Annotated in this window: 27 protein-coding genes; 7 read left to right on the forward strand and 20 right to left on the reverse strand. The window is 46.8% G+C overall.

The window, feature by feature from the left end; genetic code table 11:
• The first annotated feature begins 40 nt into the window (after window positions 1–40).
• The gene (locus AB9H23_RS03935) at window positions 41–574 is read left to right on the forward strand and encodes a GNAT family N-acetyltransferase (RefSeq protein WP_321212075.1); all 534 of its coding nucleotides are present in this window, start codon (window positions 41–43) and stop codon (window positions 572–574) included.
• Window positions 575–810: 236 nt separating this feature from the next.
• Here the strand turns inward: AB9H23_RS03935 and AB9H23_RS03940 are convergent, their stop codons facing one another.
• The 15 genes from AB9H23_RS03940 to AB9H23_RS04010 all read right to left on the reverse strand — a co-directional run bounded on the left by AB9H23_RS03940 (window position 811) and on the right by AB9H23_RS04010 (window position 9,016).
• The gene (locus AB9H23_RS03940; RefSeq protein WP_321212076.1) at window positions 811–1,086 is read right to left on the reverse strand and encodes a DUF3194 domain-containing protein; all 276 of its coding nucleotides are present in this window, start codon (window positions 1,084–1,086) and stop codon (window positions 811–813) included.
• Window positions 1,087–1,452, reverse strand: a complete 366-nt coding sequence (locus AB9H23_RS03945; RefSeq protein ID WP_147671820.1) for a prefoldin subunit beta — start codon at window positions 1,450–1,452, stop codon at window positions 1,087–1,089.
• Between the two features lie 23 nt (window positions 1,453–1,475).
• Window positions 1,476–1,748 carry a KEOPS complex subunit Pcc1 gene (locus AB9H23_RS03950; RefSeq protein WP_321212077.1) on the reverse strand — a complete coding sequence of 91 codons (273 nt, stop codon included), beginning with the start codon at window positions 1,746–1,748 and terminating at the stop codon, window positions 1,476–1,478.
• A gap of 1 nt (window position 1,749) precedes the next feature.
• On the reverse strand, window positions 1,750–2,217 hold the full coding sequence (locus AB9H23_RS03955) for a Brix domain-containing protein (protein WP_370005700.1): 468 nt from the start codon (window positions 2,215–2,217) through the stop codon (window positions 1,750–1,752).
• Between the two features lies 1 nt (window position 2,218).
• A complete protein-coding gene (locus AB9H23_RS03960) occupies window positions 2,219–2,350 on the reverse strand; it encodes a DNA-directed RNA polymerase subunit P (protein ID WP_048901205.1) in 132 nt (43 codons plus the stop codon).
• 1 nt (window position 2,351) lies between these two features.
• Complete coding sequence (rpl37A, locus tag AB9H23_RS03965; RefSeq protein ID WP_010876320.1) at window positions 2,352–2,621, reverse strand: 50S ribosomal protein L37Ae; 270 nt, start codon at window positions 2,619–2,621, stop codon at window positions 2,352–2,354.
• A 159-nt stretch (window positions 2,622–2,780) separates the two neighbouring features.
• Complete coding sequence (rrp42, locus tag AB9H23_RS03970; protein WP_321212152.1) at window positions 2,781–3,596, reverse strand: exosome complex protein Rrp42; 816 nt, start codon at window positions 3,594–3,596, stop codon at window positions 2,781–2,783.
• On the reverse strand, window positions 3,586–4,308 hold the full coding sequence (gene rrp41, locus AB9H23_RS03975; RefSeq protein ID WP_321212079.1) for an exosome complex exonuclease Rrp41: 723 nt from the start codon (window positions 4,306–4,308) through the stop codon (window positions 3,586–3,588). The genes rrp42 and rrp41 overlap by 11 nt, the downstream gene beginning before the upstream one ends.
• Window positions 4,305–5,168, reverse strand: coding sequence for an exosome complex RNA-binding protein Rrp4 (rrp4, locus tag AB9H23_RS03980; RefSeq protein WP_321212080.1), 864 nt, complete (start codon window positions 5,166–5,168; stop codon window positions 4,305–4,307). Before rrp4 ends, rrp41 begins: the two co-directional genes overlap by 4 nt.
• Before the next feature lie 44 nt (window positions 5,169–5,212).
• Window positions 5,213–5,911 (reverse strand): ribosome assembly factor SBDS, encoded by a 699-nt coding sequence (locus AB9H23_RS03985; protein WP_300476340.1) that lies wholly within the window; start codon window positions 5,909–5,911, stop codon window positions 5,213–5,215.
• Between the two features lie 3 nt (window positions 5,912–5,914).
• The gene (gene psmA / locus AB9H23_RS03990) at window positions 5,915–6,661 is read right to left on the reverse strand and encodes an archaeal proteasome endopeptidase complex subunit alpha (RefSeq protein WP_013295890.1); all 747 of its coding nucleotides are present in this window, start codon (window positions 6,659–6,661) and stop codon (window positions 5,915–5,917) included.
• Between the two features lie 62 nt (window positions 6,662–6,723).
• Window positions 6,724–7,098, reverse strand: coding sequence for a ribonuclease P protein component 2 (rnp2, locus tag AB9H23_RS03995; RefSeq protein ID WP_370005937.1), 375 nt, complete (start codon window positions 7,096–7,098; stop codon window positions 6,724–6,726).
• 84 nt (window positions 7,099–7,182) lie between these two features.
• Window positions 7,183–7,962 (reverse strand): ribonuclease P protein component 3, encoded by a 780-nt coding sequence (gene rnp3 / locus AB9H23_RS04000; RefSeq protein ID WP_321212082.1) that lies wholly within the window; start codon window positions 7,960–7,962, stop codon window positions 7,183–7,185.
• 72 nt (window positions 7,963–8,034) lie between these two features.
• Window positions 8,035–8,442, reverse strand: coding sequence for an RNA-binding protein (locus AB9H23_RS04005; RefSeq protein WP_321212083.1), 408 nt, complete (start codon window positions 8,440–8,442; stop codon window positions 8,035–8,037).
• 28 nt (window positions 8,443–8,470) lie between these two features.
• Window positions 8,471–9,016 carry a 50S ribosomal protein L15e gene (locus AB9H23_RS04010; RefSeq protein WP_370005704.1) on the reverse strand — a complete coding sequence of 182 codons (546 nt, stop codon included), beginning with the start codon at window positions 9,014–9,016 and terminating at the stop codon, window positions 8,471–8,473.
• A 359-nt stretch (window positions 9,017–9,375) separates the two neighbouring features.
• Between AB9H23_RS04010 and AB9H23_RS04015 the strand changes: the two genes are divergently transcribed.
• Window positions 9,376–11,427: a NosD domain-containing protein gene (locus tag AB9H23_RS04015; protein WP_321212085.1), complete on the forward strand. Its 2,052-nt coding sequence runs from the start codon at window positions 9,376–9,378 to the stop codon at window positions 11,425–11,427.
• Between the two features lie 135 nt (window positions 11,428–11,562).
• Here the strand turns inward: AB9H23_RS04015 and AB9H23_RS04020 are convergent, their stop codons facing one another.
• The 3 genes from AB9H23_RS04020 to AB9H23_RS04030 all read right to left on the reverse strand — a co-directional run bounded on the left by AB9H23_RS04020 (window position 11,563) and on the right by AB9H23_RS04030 (window position 13,372).
• The gene (locus tag AB9H23_RS04020; RefSeq protein ID WP_013295896.1) at window positions 11,563–11,886 is read right to left on the reverse strand and encodes a carboxymuconolactone decarboxylase family protein; all 324 of its coding nucleotides are present in this window, start codon (window positions 11,884–11,886) and stop codon (window positions 11,563–11,565) included.
• A 79-nt stretch (window positions 11,887–11,965) separates the two neighbouring features.
• Complete coding sequence (locus AB9H23_RS04025) at window positions 11,966–12,946, reverse strand: SPFH domain-containing protein (RefSeq protein ID WP_321212086.1); 981 nt, start codon at window positions 12,944–12,946, stop codon at window positions 11,966–11,968.
• Between the two features lie 3 nt (window positions 12,947–12,949).
• Window positions 12,950–13,372, reverse strand: coding sequence for an NfeD family protein (locus AB9H23_RS04030; RefSeq protein WP_321212087.1), 423 nt, complete (start codon window positions 13,370–13,372; stop codon window positions 12,950–12,952).
• 224 nt (window positions 13,373–13,596) lie between these two features.
• Between AB9H23_RS04030 and AB9H23_RS04035 the strand changes: the two genes are divergently transcribed.
• The 4 genes from AB9H23_RS04035 to afpA all read left to right on the forward strand — a co-directional run bounded on the left by AB9H23_RS04035 (window position 13,597) and on the right by afpA (window position 16,867).
• Window positions 13,597–13,995: a helix-turn-helix transcriptional regulator gene (locus AB9H23_RS04035; protein WP_321212088.1), complete on the forward strand. Its 399-nt coding sequence runs from the start codon at window positions 13,597–13,599 to the stop codon at window positions 13,993–13,995.
• 127 nt (window positions 13,996–14,122) lie between these two features.
• Window positions 14,123–15,235 carry an ABC transporter permease gene (locus tag AB9H23_RS04040; protein ID WP_321212089.1) on the forward strand — a complete coding sequence of 371 codons (1,113 nt, stop codon included), beginning with the start codon at window positions 14,123–14,125 and terminating at the stop codon, window positions 15,233–15,235.
• Window positions 15,236–15,243: 8 nt separating this feature from the next.
• The gene (locus AB9H23_RS04045; RefSeq protein ID WP_013295901.1) at window positions 15,244–15,897 is read left to right on the forward strand and encodes an ABC transporter ATP-binding protein; all 654 of its coding nucleotides are present in this window, start codon (window positions 15,244–15,246) and stop codon (window positions 15,895–15,897) included.
• A 397-nt stretch (window positions 15,898–16,294) separates the two neighbouring features.
• Entirely contained in the window at window positions 16,295–16,867 is a 573-nt protein-coding gene (gene afpA, locus AB9H23_RS04050; RefSeq protein WP_300488881.1) for an archaeoflavoprotein AfpA, read from the forward strand.
• A gap of 25 nt (window positions 16,868–16,892) precedes the next feature.
• Here the strand turns inward: afpA and AB9H23_RS04055 are convergent, their stop codons facing one another.
• Both AB9H23_RS04055 and AB9H23_RS04060 read right to left on the reverse strand, forming a co-directional pair.
• Window positions 16,893–17,219, reverse strand: coding sequence for a hypothetical protein (locus tag AB9H23_RS04055; protein ID WP_321212090.1), 327 nt, complete (start codon window positions 17,217–17,219; stop codon window positions 16,893–16,895).
• 73 nt (window positions 17,220–17,292) lie between these two features.
• Entirely contained in the window at window positions 17,293–17,775 is a 483-nt protein-coding gene (locus AB9H23_RS04060; RefSeq protein ID WP_370005707.1) for an adenosine-specific kinase, read from the reverse strand.
• Between the two features lie 134 nt (window positions 17,776–17,909).
• Between AB9H23_RS04060 and AB9H23_RS04065 the strand changes: the two genes are divergently transcribed.
• Complete coding sequence (locus AB9H23_RS04065) at window positions 17,910–18,458, forward strand: XRE family transcriptional regulator (RefSeq protein WP_321212092.1); 549 nt, start codon at window positions 17,910–17,912, stop codon at window positions 18,456–18,458.
• Window positions 18,459–18,463 lie beyond the last annotated feature (5 nt).

The following is an 18,463-nucleotide window of genomic DNA, read 5'->3' on the forward strand; positions in this document are numbered from 1 at the left end:
AGAAAGTGAAATTGAATCCATAAGAAGATTCCTGTTTGATATGATCAGGCGGGAATTTGGCTACGGGTACATACCCGATTACCACCGGGATATCATGGAATTCAGGGAACACTATCTCAATCCACCGGGGAACACCTTCATCTCTGCCTCTCTGGGTGGAAAGGTAATCGGGACCCTGGGACTCCGCGCCTATGACCGTGAATTTGAGGGCTTCAGTTATGATCCTGAGACAGCAGCAGGTCTGTGGAGGGTCTTTGTGCATGAGGACTACAGGAGACGGGGGATCGCGTCACTCCTTGTTGGTATCGCAGAGGCCCATGCAGCCAGAATGGGGTACAGGAGGATGTACCTCCATACACACAAACATGTGAGGGGTGCACTTGAATTCTGGCTCTCCATGGGCTACAGGGTGACCCTTGACACCGGGAACGAACTCAACACGGTCCACATGGAAAAACCCCTTAAACCTGTTGGAAGTCCAGATAAACTCAGCACAATCCACATGCAGAACCCTTTAAAACCCACAGAGTACTTCAATACTGATGCCTGGAGTAGATATCAAATCTTATTTTGATTAGAAAAGAGGAGGAACAGGGCATCAGATGACATTTTTTTTGAGCGAAAGGATTGTAGCTGGATGCCCTGTTGAGCTGGCTTACTCTGGTAAGCTAGGAGGAATTCATGCTCATATGATGGTTGGCACAGGATATATAAATACTTTTTGAAATAAAATTATTACTTATATTTAAATGATCCAGATCTTAGTATTAATTAATCAGCCTAAATAATTATGAAAAGCCCGTAGTCTAATCATTCCCTGTACCCTTCAAGGAATGACTCCAGTGCCTCGTAAGCAGCATCCACTGCCTCGTCAACAATTCGGGGGTCTGCATCTGAGAGTTCGTCGAGATGAAGCTCGGCGGTGATATCAACATCCAGCCTGTCGGTGTATTCAACGCTCACAGTTATCTCAATATCAACTATCTCCTTTGCTGAGACCCTCTCAAGTATAAAATCAGAAATGGTGTTATAAAGGAAACTGGATATCTCATCCAGATCCCTGTCACTGAGTTTTTTAAGGCTCAATTAGTTACCCATCCCTGGATTGATCCCGGCGCCCTTCATGGCTTCCTGGATGTTAACCTGCATCTCCTGCAGCTTTTTCATCACACGTTCTTCCTGTCGCTGGATGGTTTTCTCCCTTAACTGGAGAGTTTCAAGTTTTTCCTCAAGTTCAGCAGTGATTTCACCCTTATCTACCTTTATAAGGATGTTTCCTGAACTCTTAAATACCTCAGCGTCATCTGCAGCCTTTGAGAGTTCATCAAGGGCCTTCTGTGTTTCATTAATCTGCATTTCAACCGTCTGTTTCTGCACAGATATTGCCTGTGCCTGCTGCTGCAGCTGCTGGAACTGGGCCAGCTGGTGCTGTACATTCTGTGGAAGTTCCATATTATCACCTTTCATTAATTCAATCATGAATCCTGTTTATCTGGAGAAATTAGTTCCATCATATCCAGTGAGAGCCTCACCCAGCGAAGCGACGAGTTTAGGGCCGCCCTGAATGATGCCGGGTCCCGGGCACTGATACTTATGGTTATCCGGCCATCCTCAAGGTCCACTGAAACTGAAGACCTCCCTGATGGAGAATCCATGAACTCTGGCTTAACTGCCCTGTAAACCACTGAAGCGGATTCAGGGTTTCCTGTGGATATGTCAATGAATCCCTGAATTCTCTTAAGACCCACATCACTCACCGGCCTTAAAGTCCCTTATCAGCAGTTTGAACCCTGCAGGTTCGCCAGTGGCATCAAAGAACTCCATAACCCAGGGGTAATCCTCGCCCTCCCTGAGTTCCCAGACGCTCCCTGATGCCCCGGGATCAACCTCAAGGCCCATGATCCTGCAGATACCTTTAAGCTCAGGGGGGCATGATCTTATCCCTGCAGCAGGAGAATCCCGCTCTGATCCCCTGATGTCAAAGGATGGGTTGAACAGGATGTATCCCCTCTCGTCCCCCCTATCACCAAGGAACGTTATCCGGGAGGGGTTTCCGTGTCTTTCAGATACAAGAGCCACGGGTCCTGATGCCTCGATGAGCACGTCCCTGATACTCATCTTGCCCCTGTTGACATATCTCCAGCCCATTATCCTGGAGAGCCTCTGAGAAAACGACCTTGTTCGCTGGGAAGGCTTCCTGGATGTTGTAAGAAGCATCCTACCGTGCCCTTATGGTCCTCTTAACAGGAGGCACCTCCTTGAAGAGGATCCTGTACCTGCACCTCGGGCACTTATTCTCCATGTACTTCTTGGGGTCGATCAGGGTTCCGCACTGGGCGCAGCGGTACAATCTACTTACCTCCAACTATCCTCTTGATGTTACGGGCCGCTGTTTTACCCATCGGGGTTACAGGCAGGTACGCGCCGCCTGTGAATACAGCGCCACACTTTCTGCACTTCCATATGCCCCTGCTCTCCCTTTTAACACCTGGCCTGTCACAGCTGGGGCATACGTGCTTCCTCTTCATCTCTTCTTCAATCTTCTTGACAGCTCTTTTAGCTTTACGACCGTAACGTGGACCGAAACGTCCTGTAATACCAACTTTCTTTGTTCTTGCCATTTTATCACTCCAGTAAATATGATGTTATAGGTATTGTAAGGCGAGTATTTAAGATTTGGGGAGCCACCAGAATATGGTGACCTCCGATTCATCCCAACCATAACTCCTCATGAGAACAGAGCCACCGGAATATGGTGACCTCTGATTTCTCCAGGGGATTCATGGTGCCATTGACTTATCAAGGTACTCGATGAGCTGGGGCACCTTCTCCCTTGCAATGGAAACCGCCCTCAGGACATCATTCCTTGTGAGGGCTCCCTCACCGCCCTTCTGCATGGCGCATATGGAGCCATCCTCTGTCACCCCTATGGACAGCCTTGCAGTGAGTATGTCCTCCTCCTCAAGGCAGGGATCCAGTATTATCTCATCACCAATCTTTGCAAAGGTGCACATGAGGGCCTTCCTGTTGATGGGGAGTGGCTGCATGTTCTCCCTGTCAACCAGGACCTCACCATCCTCAACCTCCGCTGCAGGTATCCTTGTATCCAGGAGCGCTGCCACAGTGGCAAGTACCGCGGCATCAAAGAGGTTGCCATCGTAGTCGATTATGTGAAGGTCCAGGAAGAGCATCCAGACCTTGCTACCCTCTATTATGCAGAGATTTTCAAGGTCTATCATCTGACTCTCCCTTATGCAGCGGTCAACAACCCTTGAGAGTTCAACCGAACGCTCATCAGGGGGTCCCGGCTCAAAGGTTGGTGATGCCATTGGTAGTAGTTCGGAGTTTGTGAGTATCACTCCCATCTCAGGGGTGTCAGGGAATGGTTCGCCTATCTGCGGCTTGACACCAACTATTATCTGTGTGTTGCCGAGTTTGACCCTTGAGGAACCCTCAGCCTTGGATATCACCCCTGTTTCAATGGATATGTCCCTGAACTCATGGAGTGACCTTCCATCAATTCTCTCCTTGTTATTTATAAGGTCTGTTATGCTTTTTCTTGTAATTTCAGGTATTATATCCATTTTATTCACCATACCTCTTTCTGAGGGCCTCTTTCTGAACCTCATGTATTCTGAGGCAACCCTCCACTGCCAGGTCAAGGGCCCTTTCAAATTCATCCTCTGACAGGTTTCCATCGCTCTGGAGAAGTGTGATCTCACGTGTCCTTGGTAGGATTGCAACCGGTACATCTGCCTGTCCGGCCTTGTCCTCCTCCTCAGAGAGGTCAAGGACAACCTGGTCGTTTACCTTACCTGCGGCGCAGGCGACAACCATGTCCCTCATGGGTATCCCGGCATCTGCAAGGGCCACGGATGCTGCTGTGATGCCCGCACACCTTGTACCGCCCTCTGCCTCAAGGACCTCTATGAAGACGTCTATGACGGACCTTGGAAACTTTTCAAGTATCAGTGCAGGCCTAAGGGCCTCCGCGGTTATCTTGGAAATCTCAACAGAGCGCCTGTCGGGACCCGGCCTCTTTCTCTCCTCAACAGAGAATGGTGCCATGTTGTACCTGCACCTTATAACTGCCCGGTCAGGTCGCTGCAGCTTCCTTATCTGTGCCTCCCTTGGCCCGTAAACAGCTACAAGTATCTTGTTGCCTCCAAATTCAAGGTAGGATGAACCGTCAGCCCTTTCAAGTATTCCTGCCTCAATTTTCAGGGGCCTGAGTTCATCAAATGCCCTTCCGTCCTCCCTGACACTGGGGGAGGTTTTCAGCTGATCCTGTGTGATGATACAAATCACCTCGGTTCTTCGGAATTATTTTCATCCTCAACTTCTTCATTCCCTGATTCTTCGCCCTCGGATAATTCCTCTTCATCTTCTTCTACTTCATCAGGGTTTTCTGTTTCTTCTTCCAGCTCTTCAGCATCCTCAACTGGGGTCTCTGCTTCAACCACTTCAGACCCGTCATCCTCATCCAGCTCAGTGGGTTCAGTGCCCGTTAGTCTGTCCAGAAGTTCCCTTACGCGGTCTGTGAGTCCTGATGTGTGGGCCTCACGGTCTATCATCAATATAACCCTCTCGGCTATCCGCTCCATGTCGGGTTCGCCCTTTATCCAGACGACTCCATTCTGGCCCACAACGATATCGCAGTGTGTCTTCTCCTTGACCATGTTTATCATGGATCCCCTTTTGCCTATGAGCCTTGGAACCTTTGTTGGTGTTATGTATACCAAAATTCCGTCCCTGAACTTTCCAAGCCCGCGGCCCTTAAGGCCCAGTTTAACCTTCTTGACCTCGTCCACATCAACTACCCTTAAAAGGAGCACGTCGCCTATTTCAAAGACGTTCTCAAGTTCCCTTTTCTCCTTGCCGAAAACCTCAGATGCTGGCAGGAGCCCGCTGTAGGGGGAGTTTATATCGAGGCCCCACATTGAGAACCTTATATCCGTGATTTCGCCGATCACCACATCTCCCCTCTTGGGGATGTATTTGCTCTGAAGTGGTATCACATTTATCTTCTTATTTCTGACAGAAACAAGTCCAACAAATGACGAACATATTTTTTTGCCCTCTTTGAAGGTTCCCCTGCCTGGGTAGTAATCATTTTCTGCCAGAACCTGACCTGGGACAACCAGGTCCTTTTCATTTACGAGTAACACATTATGCCTCCCTGTTTTTTGAAGGCGAAAAAGGAGAGGAGGGTTTACTTGATAATCCTGGTTTCAACGTTACCGCCGGTGAGTTCATTGATTTTCTGGTAGAAACTATCCTGAAGACCCCCCGGTATCTCAACCACCGCTATCCATGACCCGTCACTCTGCCATTCCTCATTCTTTATTTTCCCGAAACTGGATATCACGCCGTAGGCTGGGCCGGCCCTGTCGCCGGGTATCTTTATGGCAACGGTGACCTTCTCGAATTTTATGGGTATCTTGGTCCTTATGGCCTTCAGGACAATGTTGACCTGCTCATCAACTGTTTTGAATGGATCAACGTGAACCCTTGCTTCCTCCATTGCCTTTTCAATCCTCTTTGGAGGATGAGGAAGTCCGTTCTGGGGGTTTATAGCTTCACGTGCAATCTTACTGATGATTTTTTTGCGTTTATCCTCTATCATCTGTCTTCTCTGTTCTGCAGTGAGCTGTATTGTCCCCCTCTGAAGTATTATGGGTGTTACCTCAAGAGGATCTGCTGTTTCAAAGACCTTCCTCATGGCCTCCTCAGATGCCTTATCACCCTTTCTGGCGTCCCTGAAGACCTCCTGGACCGCCAGAACATCCTCAACACTGACCTCTGAATCCTCTCTCCGAAATTCAGCTGCAAGGTCAGGGTCCACTAGAATTTCGAATCGCTCGCCATGGGATTCGAGCCGGGCGATAACCGCATCTTCAAGGCTGACCATTTTTTACTCCTCTTCCTCCTTTTCCTTCCTGATCAGGAGTTCCTCAACATGGTCCCTGATCTCATCATCAGGAAGCCTTCTGTACTTCTTATCTGCGGCTTCTATAACAGCTATCTCAACACTTTCAGGTGTTGTTTTACCCTCTGTTGCCTCATAGACCGCATCAAGGGCCAGTTCTATTGCCTGGTTAAGGTTCATGTCATCGGTGTATTTCTTCTCAAATTCCTCCATGGCCGCTGGCCTACCGGCCCCTATGGCTGTGGCCTTGTACTCTATTAGGGCCCCGCTGGGGTCTGTTTCAAAGAGTCTGCAGCCCTTCCCGTTTACACCACCTATTATGAGGGCCGTTCCAAAGGGCCTGACACCTCCATGCTGGGTGTACATCTGTTTCATGTCACATATCTTCTTGGCAAGGCTTTCAACCCTTATGGGTTCATTGTAGGTTATCCTGTTTATCTGGGCCTCGAGTCTTGCCTTTTCAATTATGGCCCTTGCATCTGCCACCAGCCCAGATGTTGCGGCCCCTATGTGTTCATCTATCTGGAATATCTTTTCTATGGATTTTGGCTCAACCAGTTTACTTGTGGGCCTTTTGTCCACAACAAGAACTATTCCTTCCTTTGATTTTACTCCCAGAGAAGTGGTTCCTCTCTTAACTGCTTCCCTTGCATACTCCACCTGGAATAGCCTGCCATCCGGGCTGAATACCGTAATGGCCCTATCATATCCTGCACTTTGAAGTGGTTGCATTTTTCTAACCTCTCTTTATTGATGGATAAATCTGGTAATCATGAAACATGTGAACAAATCAGTCAGTATTTATCTTTCTTGGAAGGTTTAATAAACTTTTGTGTTGCAGAGCGCACCGTCCCTGAGAGTCCCAGTATATGGAATACCACCCTTGCCCCGCTGTGGTGGTGTGCCGCTGTGAGGGCAGCCATGACCTTTCCCTCGTAACCCCTCTGGCACTGAAGCACCCCCCTCATCCTTACTGCATCCGGAAAATCACATCGCCAGAGTTTCATGAGCCATAAACGGAAATTTGATGTCTCACATTCACCGTGGAGTTTGAGGCAGCTGTCCCATATGAGGGATACGATTTCATCCCTTGAGAGCTCCCTCTCAGATATCAGTTCAAAGGCGATGTACCTCTTTGGGTTCCTGAGTGTGGGGGGGAGTATCTTCATTCTCATGTCTTCACCGGGGTTCAGTCCTGTTCTTCGTAATCCACAAGCCTTTCCTTCCTATTCCAGTTCTTCCGTTGGCTGTGTTCAGTCCTCTTCCTCATCCTCCACAAGCCTCACACCATCTGCAATCATAAGGGGGCGTTTGCGTGAGTATTCGATTATGGATGATGGTGTTGATGATAGCGCCCTCCCGGCCTCCTGGGGATCCATGCCAAAGCATCCTGCAAGGTTTATGAGGTCACGGGGTGTGCGGAGGTCATATATTGATGATGCCCTGCTTGAGAGTAAGAGTGGAAAATCGAATTTTCTGTGGAGTTTAAGGATGTCCCTGAAGTACTCAAGAACCCTCGCCCTTACCTTGAGCCATGAGCCCATGATATCAGTGGTGACAAGTTCAACTGCAACCCTGTTTCTTGCAGCCTCCCTTGCAAGGACATGGTTCATGCCAGCGTCCCTCCTTGAGGAGTAGGGTGCAGAGAGGACATCCACCTGGGGGTTCTCACAGGCGGCGCGGTTCACCTTCAGGTCACCCCCTGAAACGTATACAACGTCGGCCTTCCTCCTGAAGCGGTTAACCTTGCGCCTCATATCCTGGGGCTTCGAGGCGTTTATCATGACACCGGCTGCCACCTCAAGGCCCCTGATTTCAGGGTTATCCCTCAGGAGTTCAATCTCTGCCTGGAGTCGGCTGTAGGTCTCATAAGGGCATACCAGGACAGCCCCCTGGTAACCGAGACGGGAAGCCTCACTAAGAAGTCTCAGACTGGAATCATGGTCCCCTGCCTGGATGTGGAAGTCAAAGAATTTCATCTGCCTGGATGACCCAGTTATTCGAGCATCCTCCTTGAAGTCAAAGGATTTCATCTGAACCCTGCTGAAATCGGTTATTTGAGCATCTAATGGAAGTTAAAGAATTCATCTGGCTGGATGACCCAGTTATTCAAGTAATTTCCTTATATTCTCAGCTGCAACATCCCTCTTTGCAGGGTAGGCCTCCACCTTGATCTTGAGGTGTATTGCATCACCGTGCCTTACAGGTTTCCAGATCCCCTCAAGGGCCTCCTGTTTATCCAGGCGGATGAACAGGTTACCGTTTTCATCGAAACGGTCCTCGAGTTCATCCATTCTGCCCCTGAAGACCTCAATGAATTTTTCCATGAATTCTCTCAGAGCCCTTCTGCGGTCCACCCTGCCCCTTAAAACCGTGATGGGGTTTCCATGGTAGCCCTCTGCCATTTCCCTTTCAGGTGCTGCTCCGGGTATTATGTTTCTGAGGGCCTCAAGGACCTTTTCCTCGTCCTCGGTACCGTAAACCATGAGACGGTAGGAGATGTTGTGTATCATTTTCCTCTAAAATTAATTAAGTGGGGCTTTACCTTACCTTTTCAGCCCCTTTACCCCTGTTTCGGAGGCCCCTGTTCTTCTTACCTTCACTTGTGAGGCCCCTGAACACACGTCCCCTGTGCTGCTTTTCGCAGATCCAGTTTATTTTGGGGTCATTCTTTATTGCAGGGTGGTTTGGATCAACAAGGATGACCTCATAGAACTTGTATTTTCCGTCCTCCCAGACCCAGTAGGAGTTGAGGACCTCCATGTTGGGGTATTTCCTTGCAACCCTTTCCTCTGCGATCCTCTTTATGCTCTTTGCAGTTGTGATCTTCTTAACACCCATTCTCTTGGGTCTTCTACCTGCCTTGAACCTTGTTTTTCTCTGGCTACCGCGCCTCACACGTGTCCTCACGATTATGTATCCAGGTTTTGCCTTGTAACCAAGTGATCTTGCACGGTCTATTCTTGTTGGCCTTTCAATCCTTTTAATTACAGGGTCCCTTCTCCATTTTGGGGCCCTTTCCCACATAAGCTCCCTTACATAGGAGTCCTTTGGATTTTTCCATGCGTCTTTAACATATTTGTACATTATTTACACCTCTATTTTGTTCGGCTTTACGCCACATCCATGGGATCGTATCCCTTAAAAATAGCGGTTTATGTACTACTACATTTGATGTGGTCACTTAAAAAGTTTACTGTGGATTCCATGAAAAAATCTTTTTATACACGATTTTAGTGTCATTAACCATTTGTGTATGTCTTAATTTAAGTCCATTAAACTAGATTAAGCTGGAATTTAGATCCGGTAAACATGATGCAGATGATCCATAAAATCAAAAAACCATTTTAAATACCATAACATATGTTACCGGTTATTGATTTTGGTGCTAATCTATATCCAAATGGAGGTATATATAATACAGTGTTTGTTTCGGGGGGTTGAATGTGAAGTACGTCAAATTTTGCTCTTTGCTGGTTATGGCTTTTTTGTTTGTTTTGTTTTTTTCTGGAACTTCAGCAGCTGTTTCACGGAATGAAAGAACCGGAAAAACTTATATGACAATCCAGGAGGCTATAGACGATAGTGAAGCCCAGGATACTATAGTGGTGGACGCTGGAACTTACGAAGAAAACATAGTGATAAACAGAGAAAATTTAACTCTGAAAGCAAATGAAACCGTAATAATAGATGGATGGCGTGAAAGAGAACCTGTAATAAATATAATTGCCAACGGATCGAAAATAAATGGATTTACACTGATCAATGGTACTCATGGAATATATTCATCTGCTGGCTGGTGTAACCTGACAAAGAACGTCATAAGACACAACGATATAGCAATCTGGCTAATTGACTCCGATAACAGCGTGATCCAGGAAAATGAAATAACTGATAATACTGGTGGAATAGTTCTAATATCATCAAACAGGAACATTATATCCAGAAATAATATAAGCAGTGAGGGATCTGGAATTTCTCTTGAATCCTCAGCTGAAAACACAATTTCCAGTAACATTATAAGAAACTGTCTCAACGGAATCGAAGCTGGGTTCTCACCTTCAAATGTAATCAGAGAAAACAGAATAGAGGACATAACAGAGAATGCTATTTGCCTTCTGACCTCACTCAACAGTGTCTTAAGGGGTAACTCCATCATCAACGCATCTAGAGCCATTAAAATTGGGGGAGGGGACAACTCAGTTGGCCATTTTATCCAGAACATAGATACCTCAAATACCATTGACGGTAAACCAGTCTATTATCTCACTGGAATCTCCAACAGGGTCTACAATGGAATCCAAATGGGCTACCTTGCACTCGTGGGCTGCAGGAATGTAACCATAAAAAACGTTGCCCTCTCAAAATGTGGTAACGGAATAATACTTGCAAATACAAACAGTTCAAGGATCGAGAACTGCAACATAAGCGATGATGACTATGGTATCTTCCTGTTGCAGTCCAGTAAAAACACTATTCAGAGTAACAGGATACACATGGCCAGGTATGATGGTATTTTTATACACTATTCCAGTAACAACACCATTTTGGGAAATAAAATAAGCTTTAGCGGCAATAGGGGCATACATGTCACAGGTTCATTCAATACAATCTATGGTAATCTTTTATTGAACAATTCCGTGGGATTACTTATATCAACTTACAGCAAGAGTAACAGGATCTATGGAAACAGCTTCATATACAATGGTATTCAGGCGGAAAATGAAGGTGATTTAACCAATCTTTTCAATCTCACGCCACCCACTGGAGGTAACTACTGGAGCGACTACACCGGGAATGATGAAAATGGGGATAACTTTGGGGACACTCCCTACACCTTTAGCGGCGGAGTCGACAGCCTTCCCCTCATCAAAGATCCTCTGCAAAAACTTAAAGTGGTATCCATGGATCCCCCAAACGGTTCCATGAGCATTTCAAGGACAAAAAGCCTTGTAATAACCTTCAGCTCCATTATCATAGCCGGAACTAACTATTACAGCATAACAGTCAGAAAATCTACAGGTGCTCTGAAATCAATCATCCAGAGTATAAGCGGCAACAGGCTCATCATAACACCCGTTGGGGGCTGGGATCCCGGTGTTAAGTTCACAGTCAGAATACCCTTGAATGCCATAGAAAATATTGCAGGGAACACCCTGGAAATGGAATTCACATCACATTTCACATCTGCCATTGCAGTAACAGCCATTGATCCCAGAAGTGGTGCAACAGGTGTTTCAAGGACCAGGGCAATTGTCATAATATTCAGTAACAGCATACTTGCCGGCCCCAGCTACAGATCAATAACTGTAAAAACATCCGCCGGCCGGCTGAAGCCCATCAGTAAGAGAATCATCGGTAACAGGCTCATCATAACACCCGTGGGGAGCTGGAGTGCCCGTACAAGGTACATCATAACTGTTCCAAGGACTGCAGTTAAGACCAGCAGCGGTAACATGATGGCAGCGGATTTCAAATCAGCATTCACAACAAGATAAATAAAAAAATACTTCTTTTCTATTTTTAAATTTTAAGAATACTTATTCTCTATTTTATTTTTGCAAAAGGTGATTTTCAAGAGCTGATTAATAAAAAACTGAATATGACCTTTTTAATTTAAAAAAAGAATTTAATCAGTCCCCAAGGACCTCATAAAGAATCCTCATTGCCTTAACAAATGGTGGGTTACCTGATGTGAGGAGAACAACACGGAGAACGTCAACAATCTCATCCCTTGTAACACCAAATTCATTTATGGCACTCTGTATCTGCTTTTTAACTGCACGGTCATCTGAGTTTGCAGCTGTTATCCCGAGGGCTATGAGTTTCTGTGTCTTGTAGTCAAGAACCTTCCCTGTGTAGGCGGCCTCGTTGAGTTTAACAACTGCCTCGTAGATATCAGGATAGTCCTCCTTCACATGGACCATGCCCTTTCCATAGAAAACATCCTCTTTCATACCTTACACCTCCCGAATCTTATTATGTTCAGCTTGATATTTATAACTAACACCAGCTAAAAAAATAAAAGGTGATTATTCACTGTTTTTCCTGAAATTCTGGGGATTCTGATTTTTTATCTGCTTCTGATGGCTCAGATTTTTTCGATATTTTTTCAGATGCCCTTGAGGGGTCAGAGAGCATCTCTGAGATCCCTGCAATTGAACCCAGAATGCCTGTGGCCTCCACAGGGAGAAGTATCTTTGTGGCCCTTCCATCGGCAACCTTCTCAAGGGCCTCAAGGTACTTGAGTGCTATTATATCATTCGTCGGGTCCCCCTCGTGCATTGCCCTGAAAACCGAGAGTATGGCCTTGGCCTGACCCTCTGCTATGGCTATCTCCTGGTACTTGTTGGCGTCTGCAACCTTCTTTATGGCCTCAGCCTTACCCTCTGCCTCGAGGATGGCTGCCTGTTTATCACCCTCAGCCCTCTTTATCTCTGACTGCTTGTAACCCTCTGCCTCGAGGATGGCCGCCCTCTTCATGCGTTCGGCCTTCATCTGCTTTGACATGGCCTCAACTATGTCTCCCGGTGGCTCTATGCGCTGTATCTCCACACGGACAACCCTGGTACCCCACTTGTCTGTGGCCTCATCCAGGACCTCACGGAGCTGGGTGTTTATCATCTCCCTTGATGTGAGGGTCTGGTCCAGTTCAAGGTCCCCTATTATGTTCCTGAGGTTCGTCTGGGCCAGCTTGGTTATGGCCTGGTAGAAGTCAACCACGTTGTAGACCGCATTGAAGGGGTCAACCACCTCATAGAATATGACGCAGTCCACAACAACGACTGTGTTGTCCTTGGTTATAACCTCCTGTGGTGGTACATCAACCACCTGCTCCCTCATGTCAACCTTTTTTATGGCCTCTATGAAGGGGATTATAACCACGAGGCCGCTTTCGACTGTCCTCTGATATTTACCGAGTCTTTCAACAACACCCTTCTCGTAGGGTCTAAGTATTTTCAGGCTCTTGAATGCCAGTACAAGGAGTACAAGTACAATTATTATTTCAAGCAGCATCTTTCATTCCTCCAGTTTTTCAACGACGAGTTTAACTCCCTCAATTGCCTTCACCTTCACCATGTCACCCTCTTTAAGATCCACGTCTGACCTTGCCCTCCAGGTTTCACCGTCGACCCTCACAAGACCAGAGCTCCTGGGTGTGATTGCCTCTGTCACGGTTCCCTCTCTTCCTATGAGTCTATCTGCAACCGCTTTCTTTGATGGTTCTCCTGTTATGCGCGCGGCGAATGGCCTCGAAATACCAAGGAGGATAACTGAAACAACGATGAATGTAACAAACTGTACCGTTGTATCGAATCCAATGTATCCAAGTGCCGCTGCTGCCAGTGCCCCGAAGGCGAACCAGAGAAGAAAGAATCCTGCTGTCAGCATTTCGCCTATGAGGCATATGGCAGCTATTATCACCCATGACTCAGGTCCCATGATCCCACCACCAGTTAATAATCTACTCCATGTTCATATTATTCACTGTTACCCAGTGTTATTCAACTATTAAATATTGTCACAGTCATGGATATAATCATTTATAATATAAATTTTGAATATAATTATTACATTTATTCAATTAATTTAAATTTTAATAATATTTTTTTATAAAAAAGTATTTATAAGGTGGGTCTCATAATAAATTCAACGGAGGTGGAATTATGAGTGAAGATGAACTGAAATTTCTTGTGCTGGGTTACAGGATCAGTGCGGGTAAAACCCAGAGGGAACTTGCGGATGAACTCGGTGTCCCTGTGGACATTGTAATAGCGATGGAGAACGGCACCTACAGGCACCCAACAAGGAGGCTTCTTAACAGAATCCATGAACTCACCGGGGAATATGAGGTGAAAAGAAGGTACTTCATAAACATTGGAAAGGGTTACAGGCTGAGGGAGAGGCTTGGACCCCAGTTCAGGTACTTTATCCGTGGCCTTGATAAAATGAAGTACATAAGCATGGAAGAGCTTGAGAAGATGCCAGAAGCTGAATGTTACAGCACCATCGGCACTGTGGACCTGGACGCATTTGAGGTTCTAAGGGCAGGAAAGATGTCCTGAAAACCACCTATTTTTTAATATTTGCCATTTTAATCCCTGAAATCAGAAAAAGTGTCCTGAAACCCCTCAAATTATTTATTTTTTGGATTAGTCAACATTATTAAGGTTCGGCTTCATATACCTAAACATGAGGTTCATAACACTCATTCTGAAGAATCCGTTCAGAAGCCGTGCAAGGAGTCTACTTGCAATAACAGGTATCGCGATTGGAATTGCAACCATTGTAACCCTTGGAGTGATAACCGAGGGCCTGAAGGCATCAACAGAGAACACCCTCAAGGCGGGTGGCGCCGACTTCACGATTGTGGAGTCCAATGTCTCGGACATGTTCTTCAGCAAGATAGATGAGGAATACGTGGATAAGGTGCGGAACGTGAGCGGGGTTGAGGACGCCGTTGGAATACTCATGGCTGTACAGCCCCTTGACGACAACCCCTACTTTGTACTGATAGGTATAGACCCTGCCAAGATAAACATGAGCCAGATAAAGATAACTGCCGGCAGGACCCTCACGGATCCAGATGCAGATGAGGTCATAATCGGTAAGGTGGCCTCAGAGAACCATGGCAAGGGTGTTGGTGATACAATAAAGATAAAGAACCGTGAGTACAGTATCGTCGGGATATTTGAATCCGGTGACATGCAGCAGGACGGAGGGGCCTTTATTTCACTCAAAAAGCTCCAGAAAATAGAGGAGAAGGAGGGTAAGGTCACCATGATCTACGTTAAGATGACCAGAAATTCAAGGGTGGAGGACGTCACAGACCGCATCGAGAAACGTTACAGTGACCTCACAACCATAGCCTCACTTGAGGACCTCCAGAGCGTTGACCAGGGCCTGCAGACCATTGACACCGCAACCTGGGCCATATCACTCCTCGCCATAATAATAGGTGGAATTGGAGTTATAAACACCATGATAATGTCTGTATTTGAGAGGACAAGGGAGATTGGAGTTCTGAAGGCCGTTGGCTGGAGGGACCGCAGGATTCTCGTTATGATACTCGGGGAATCTGTGGTTCTGACTGTTATCGCCGGTATTGTGGGTTCAGTGCTTGGTGTTGCAGCCATACAGGTGCTCCTTGAGCTTGGAATGAGGGGATTCATAGAGCCAGTATACAGCACTGAGATCTTCATGAGGGCCTTTGCAGTCGCCCTCAGCGTGGGTGTTCTCGGTGGACTGTACCCTGCCTACCGGGCATCACGGCTCGCCCCCACTGAAGCACTGAGGTACGAGTAGGTGGTTCCATGAAGGCCATAGAGGTGAGAAACCTTAAAAAGAGCTTTGACGGGGGTAAGATAAGGGCCCTTAATGGTGTTGACCTTGAAGTTGAGATGGGTGAGTTTATCTCAATCATGGGGCCATCTGGTTCAGGTAAATCCACCCTCCTCAACATGATAGGCGCCCTTGATGTCCCTGACTCAGGCACCATCAAGGTCGCTGGAAGGGATCTCTCAGAGGAGAGGGACCTGAGTCGTTTAAGGGCCGAGGAGATAGGCTTCGTGTTCCAGCTGCATAACCTCATACCCAGCCTCACTGCCCTCGAGAACGTTGAGATACCCATGTTTGCTGTGAAGCATGTTAACATGGAGGAGCGTGCAATGGAGCTCCTTGAACAGGTGGGTCTGGGGGATAAGGCTGACCGGAGGCCCACGGAACTCTCTGGTGGTGAACGCCAGAGGGTTGCAATTGCCAGGGCCCTGGCCAATAACCCGTCAATAATCCTTGCGGATGAACCTACGGGGGCTCTTGACTCAAAGACAAGCAGAAATATACTCCAGATGCTCCAGAAGCTTCAGGATGAGGAGGGGGTTACCCTTGTTGTTGTCACCCATGAGCCCCATGTGGCTGAGATGGCCTCAAGAACCATAAGGATACTTGATGGTGTGATCGTGGATTGACATAAGCGTAGCCAGGGCGCTTCATAGGCTCTGGAATTTATAAGAAGGTGACTTTAGCTGGACACCACATCAGCTACTGAAATGTAATTTCAGTGCCCCTGTGCAGTAGGCCATTTAAGGTATTAAAAGTACTTATTAATTTTTTAGAGTTTAATGGTCATGAAATCATTTCAAAATCCCTGAATCCCACTTCAAGGTTTTTCCTGGCTGAATGCCAGACCATGGAATCGTCGATTTATCCTCAGATCCCGGGTCAAAGCTCTCCATGCTATCACCATGATCATGCCATCATATGCAATTGTCCTGGGAATCTTGATGATGCGAACTGTTTATCATCATGATCATGCCATCATATGCAACCCAAATTTGATTAATAAGTTCCAACATATTATGAACCATGACTGAAAAACTGACTGTTGCCTGGTGTATCACCGGGGCGGGGGAAAAGCTTACTGAAACCTACGAAATAATGAAGGACATCAAAAAGATCTATGGGGACCGTATCAAAATCGACGTCTTCATATCCAAGGCAGGTGACCAGGTTGTCAAGTACTATGGCCTCTACAGGGACCTTGAGACCAGCTTTGACAGAAAATGGGTTGAGATAAACGCCAATTCACCCTTCCTTGCAGGCCAGGTCCAGCTTGGTAAGTATGACTTCATACTTGTGGCTCCCTGCACCTCCAACAGCACAGCCAAGATATCCCTGAGGATAGGGGATACCCTGGTTACAAATGCCGTTATAATGGCCCAGAAGGCCTCTGTCCCTGTCTACATCATGCCATCGGATTACAGTGAGGGGAAGGTCATCACGACACTTCCAAACGGTAAGAAACTGGAACTCAAAATAACCAGGGAGGACGTTGAACACGTGAAGAGGATATCACGGATGGACAAAACAGAGGTTTTCAGTGACCCTGACAAAATCTACAAGATCTTTGAGGAGTGGACCTACCCAAAGGACCAATGAAAATTTAAAAAATGAATTTAAATTTTTACTCCTGCAGTTCCTGGATGGTCACACCGTAGGTGTAGACCGTCATTCCCTCCTCTTCGGTCTGACTGAAGGGTGCTGTCCCCTTGAAGTAGGCCTTAACCTCACCGGTATCTGCAATGTTCATTGTGAGAGGTTCCATGTCGGTCATTGATTCAAAAAATGCCATTGCGGCCTCTATGTCCCCCTTATCCGGACTTTCAAAGGTTATTGAGAGTGTACCTTTCTGTTTTTCCTTCATCCGGACCCTGCTCTGGTTTATTTCAAAGATGTTTTCGCCCTTATTTTTGTTTCCGCTCTCCTTAACAAAAACCACCGTATCTGACATTTAAACAACCCCCGTATTATTATTGGGCGGGGTGTTTAATATAATTTTGGCCCTCCCTGATTATGTGGCTCCCTTAAAACTTGTATCCGATAAGGCGGAGGAACCTCTTTCTCTCGGCGATGTCCTCCTCATCCTCTATACCCTCAGGTCTGCTGCCATCTATGACCCCCAGGATCCCCCTCCCCTGCTCTGTCTCGGCAATGATGACCTCAACAGGGTTTGCGGTGGCACAGTAGATGTTAACAACCTCAGGTACATCCTTTATCCGCTGCAGCACGTTTATGGGGAATGCTTCCCTGAGGAACACTATGAAAGAGTGTCCTGCCCCAATTTCAAGCATGGTCTCTGCTGCAAGCTCCTCAAGTTCCTCATCATTTCCGGCATGCCTCACAAGGCAGTCCCCTGATGCCTCGGCAAATGCAACCCCAAATTTTGCCTGGGGAACCGTGTTCACAATGGCCTCATATATGTCCTCAACAGTCTTTATGAAGTGGCTCTGCCCGAGTATCAGGTTCAGGTCCTCCTGGGGCTCTATTCTGACCGTCTTTATCTCCATGAAAAGACCTCCTTTCAATATATTTTTATTATGTGTAACTTAAATCATTAAAGGAGGAGAAATGTATTTAAGGCAGAAGACATTTATCATTAATAATCATTATTATTTTTTTCTGGCACTGATGAGGTGTAACCATGAAAGAGAAAAGTAAGGAGATTGGTTCCCGTGTAAGGGAACTGAGGGAACTCTCAGAAATCACAGAAGATGAAATGGCCACTTACCTGAACATTGACGTGGAAACCTACCGCCGCTATGAGACCGGAGAGGAGGACATCCCGGCAAGCATACTCTTTGAGATAGCCCATAAGATGGGCGTTGACATGGGACTTCTGCTCACAGGTGAGGAGACAAGGATGCACATCTTCACCGTCACCCGCAAGGGCAAGGGGGTGGAGGTTGAGAGGAGAAAACAGTACCGCTACGAGAACCTGGCAGAGAAGTTCATACACAAGAAGGCCGAACCATTCATAGTCACAGTGGAGCCCCGGGACGGAAAACCAAAGACCAACAGCCACCCAGGACAGGAATTCAACTACGTCCTGGAGGGGCGCATAAGGTTCTACATACACGACAATGAGATAATACTGAATGAGGGGGACTCCATATTCTTTGACTCATCATATGAACATGCCATGGAGGCCCTGGACGGTAAAAGGGCCAGATTCCTTGCAATAATAATGTAGAGGTG

It is taken from the genome of Methanothermobacter sp. KEPCO 2 (genome assembly GCF_041228365.1).
GTDB classification, from domain to species: domain Archaea; phylum Methanobacteriota; class Methanobacteria; order Methanobacteriales; family Methanothermobacteraceae; genus Methanothermobacter; species Methanothermobacter marburgensis.

What these genes read in the sequence shown, in the direction of transcription:
- AB9H23_RS04025 (WP_321212086.1), bottom strand. Translation starts at nt 12,946, where the DNA reads ATGCTGCTTGAAATAATAATTGTACTTGTACTCCTTGTACTGGCATTC.
- AB9H23_RS03955 (WP_370005700.1), bottom strand. Translation starts at nt 2,217, where the DNA reads ATGCTTCTTACAACATCCAGGAAGCCTTCCCAGCGAACAAGGTCGTTT.
- AB9H23_RS04065 (WP_321212092.1), top strand. Translation starts at nt 17,910, where the DNA reads ATGAAAGAGAAAAGTAAGGAGATTGGTTCCCGTGTAAGGGAACTGAGG.
- AB9H23_RS04040 (WP_321212089.1), top strand. Translation starts at nt 14,123, where the DNA reads ATGAGGTTCATAACACTCATTCTGAAGAATCCGTTCAGAAGCCGTGCA.
- AB9H23_RS03935 (WP_321212075.1), top strand. Translation starts at nt 41, where the DNA reads ATGATCAGGCGGGAATTTGGCTACGGGTACATACCCGATTACCACCGG.
- AB9H23_RS04060 (WP_370005707.1), bottom strand. Translation starts at nt 17,775, where the DNA reads ATGGAGATAAAGACGGTCAGAATAGAGCCCCAGGAGGACCTGAACCTG.
- AB9H23_RS04035 (WP_321212088.1), top strand. Translation starts at nt 13,597, where the DNA reads ATGAGTGAAGATGAACTGAAATTTCTTGTGCTGGGTTACAGGATCAGT.
- psmA (WP_013295890.1), bottom strand. Translation starts at nt 6,661, where the DNA reads ATGCAACCACTTCAAAGTGCAGGATATGATAGGGCCATTACGGTATTC.
- AB9H23_RS04045 (WP_013295901.1), top strand. Translation starts at nt 15,244, where the DNA reads ATGAAGGCCATAGAGGTGAGAAACCTTAAAAAGAGCTTTGACGGGGGT.
- rpl37A (WP_010876320.1), bottom strand. Translation starts at nt 2,621, where the DNA reads ATGGCAAGAACAAAGAAAGTTGGTATTACAGGACGTTTCGGTCCACGT.
- AB9H23_RS04055 (WP_321212090.1), bottom strand. Translation starts at nt 17,219, where the DNA reads ATGTCAGATACGGTGGTTTTTGTTAAGGAGAGCGGAAACAAAAATAAG.
- AB9H23_RS03945 (WP_147671820.1), bottom strand. Translation starts at nt 1,452, where the DNA reads ATGGAACTTCCACAGAATGTACAGCACCAGCTGGCCCAGTTCCAGCAG.
- rnp3 (WP_321212082.1), bottom strand. Translation starts at nt 7,962, where the DNA reads ATGAAATCCTTTGACTTCAAGGAGGATGCTCGAATAACTGGGTCATCC.
- afpA (WP_300488881.1), top strand. Translation starts at nt 16,295, where the DNA reads ATGACTGAAAAACTGACTGTTGCCTGGTGTATCACCGGGGCGGGGGAA.
- AB9H23_RS04030 (WP_321212087.1), bottom strand. Translation starts at nt 13,372, where the DNA reads ATGGGACCTGAGTCATGGGTGATAATAGCTGCCATATGCCTCATAGGC.
- AB9H23_RS03985 (WP_300476340.1), bottom strand. Translation starts at nt 5,911, where the DNA reads ATGGTCAGCCTTGAAGATGCGGTTATCGCCCGGCTCGAATCCCATGGC.
- AB9H23_RS04020 (WP_013295896.1), bottom strand. Translation starts at nt 11,886, where the DNA reads ATGAAAGAGGATGTTTTCTATGGAAAGGGCATGGTCCATGTGAAGGAG.
- AB9H23_RS04005 (WP_321212083.1), bottom strand. Translation starts at nt 8,442, where the DNA reads ATGATACACAACATCTCCTACCGTCTCATGGTTTACGGTACCGAGGAC.
- AB9H23_RS04010 (WP_370005704.1), bottom strand. Translation starts at nt 9,016, where the DNA reads ATGTACAAATATGTTAAAGACGCATGGAAAAATCCAAAGGACTCCTAT.
- rnp2 (WP_370005937.1), bottom strand. Translation starts at nt 7,098, where the DNA reads ATGAAGATACTCCCCCCCACACTCAGGAACCCAAAGAGGTACATCGCC.
- rrp42 (WP_321212152.1), bottom strand. Translation starts at nt 3,596, where the DNA reads ATGGTGAATAAAATGGATATAATACCTGAAATTACAAGAAAAAGCATA.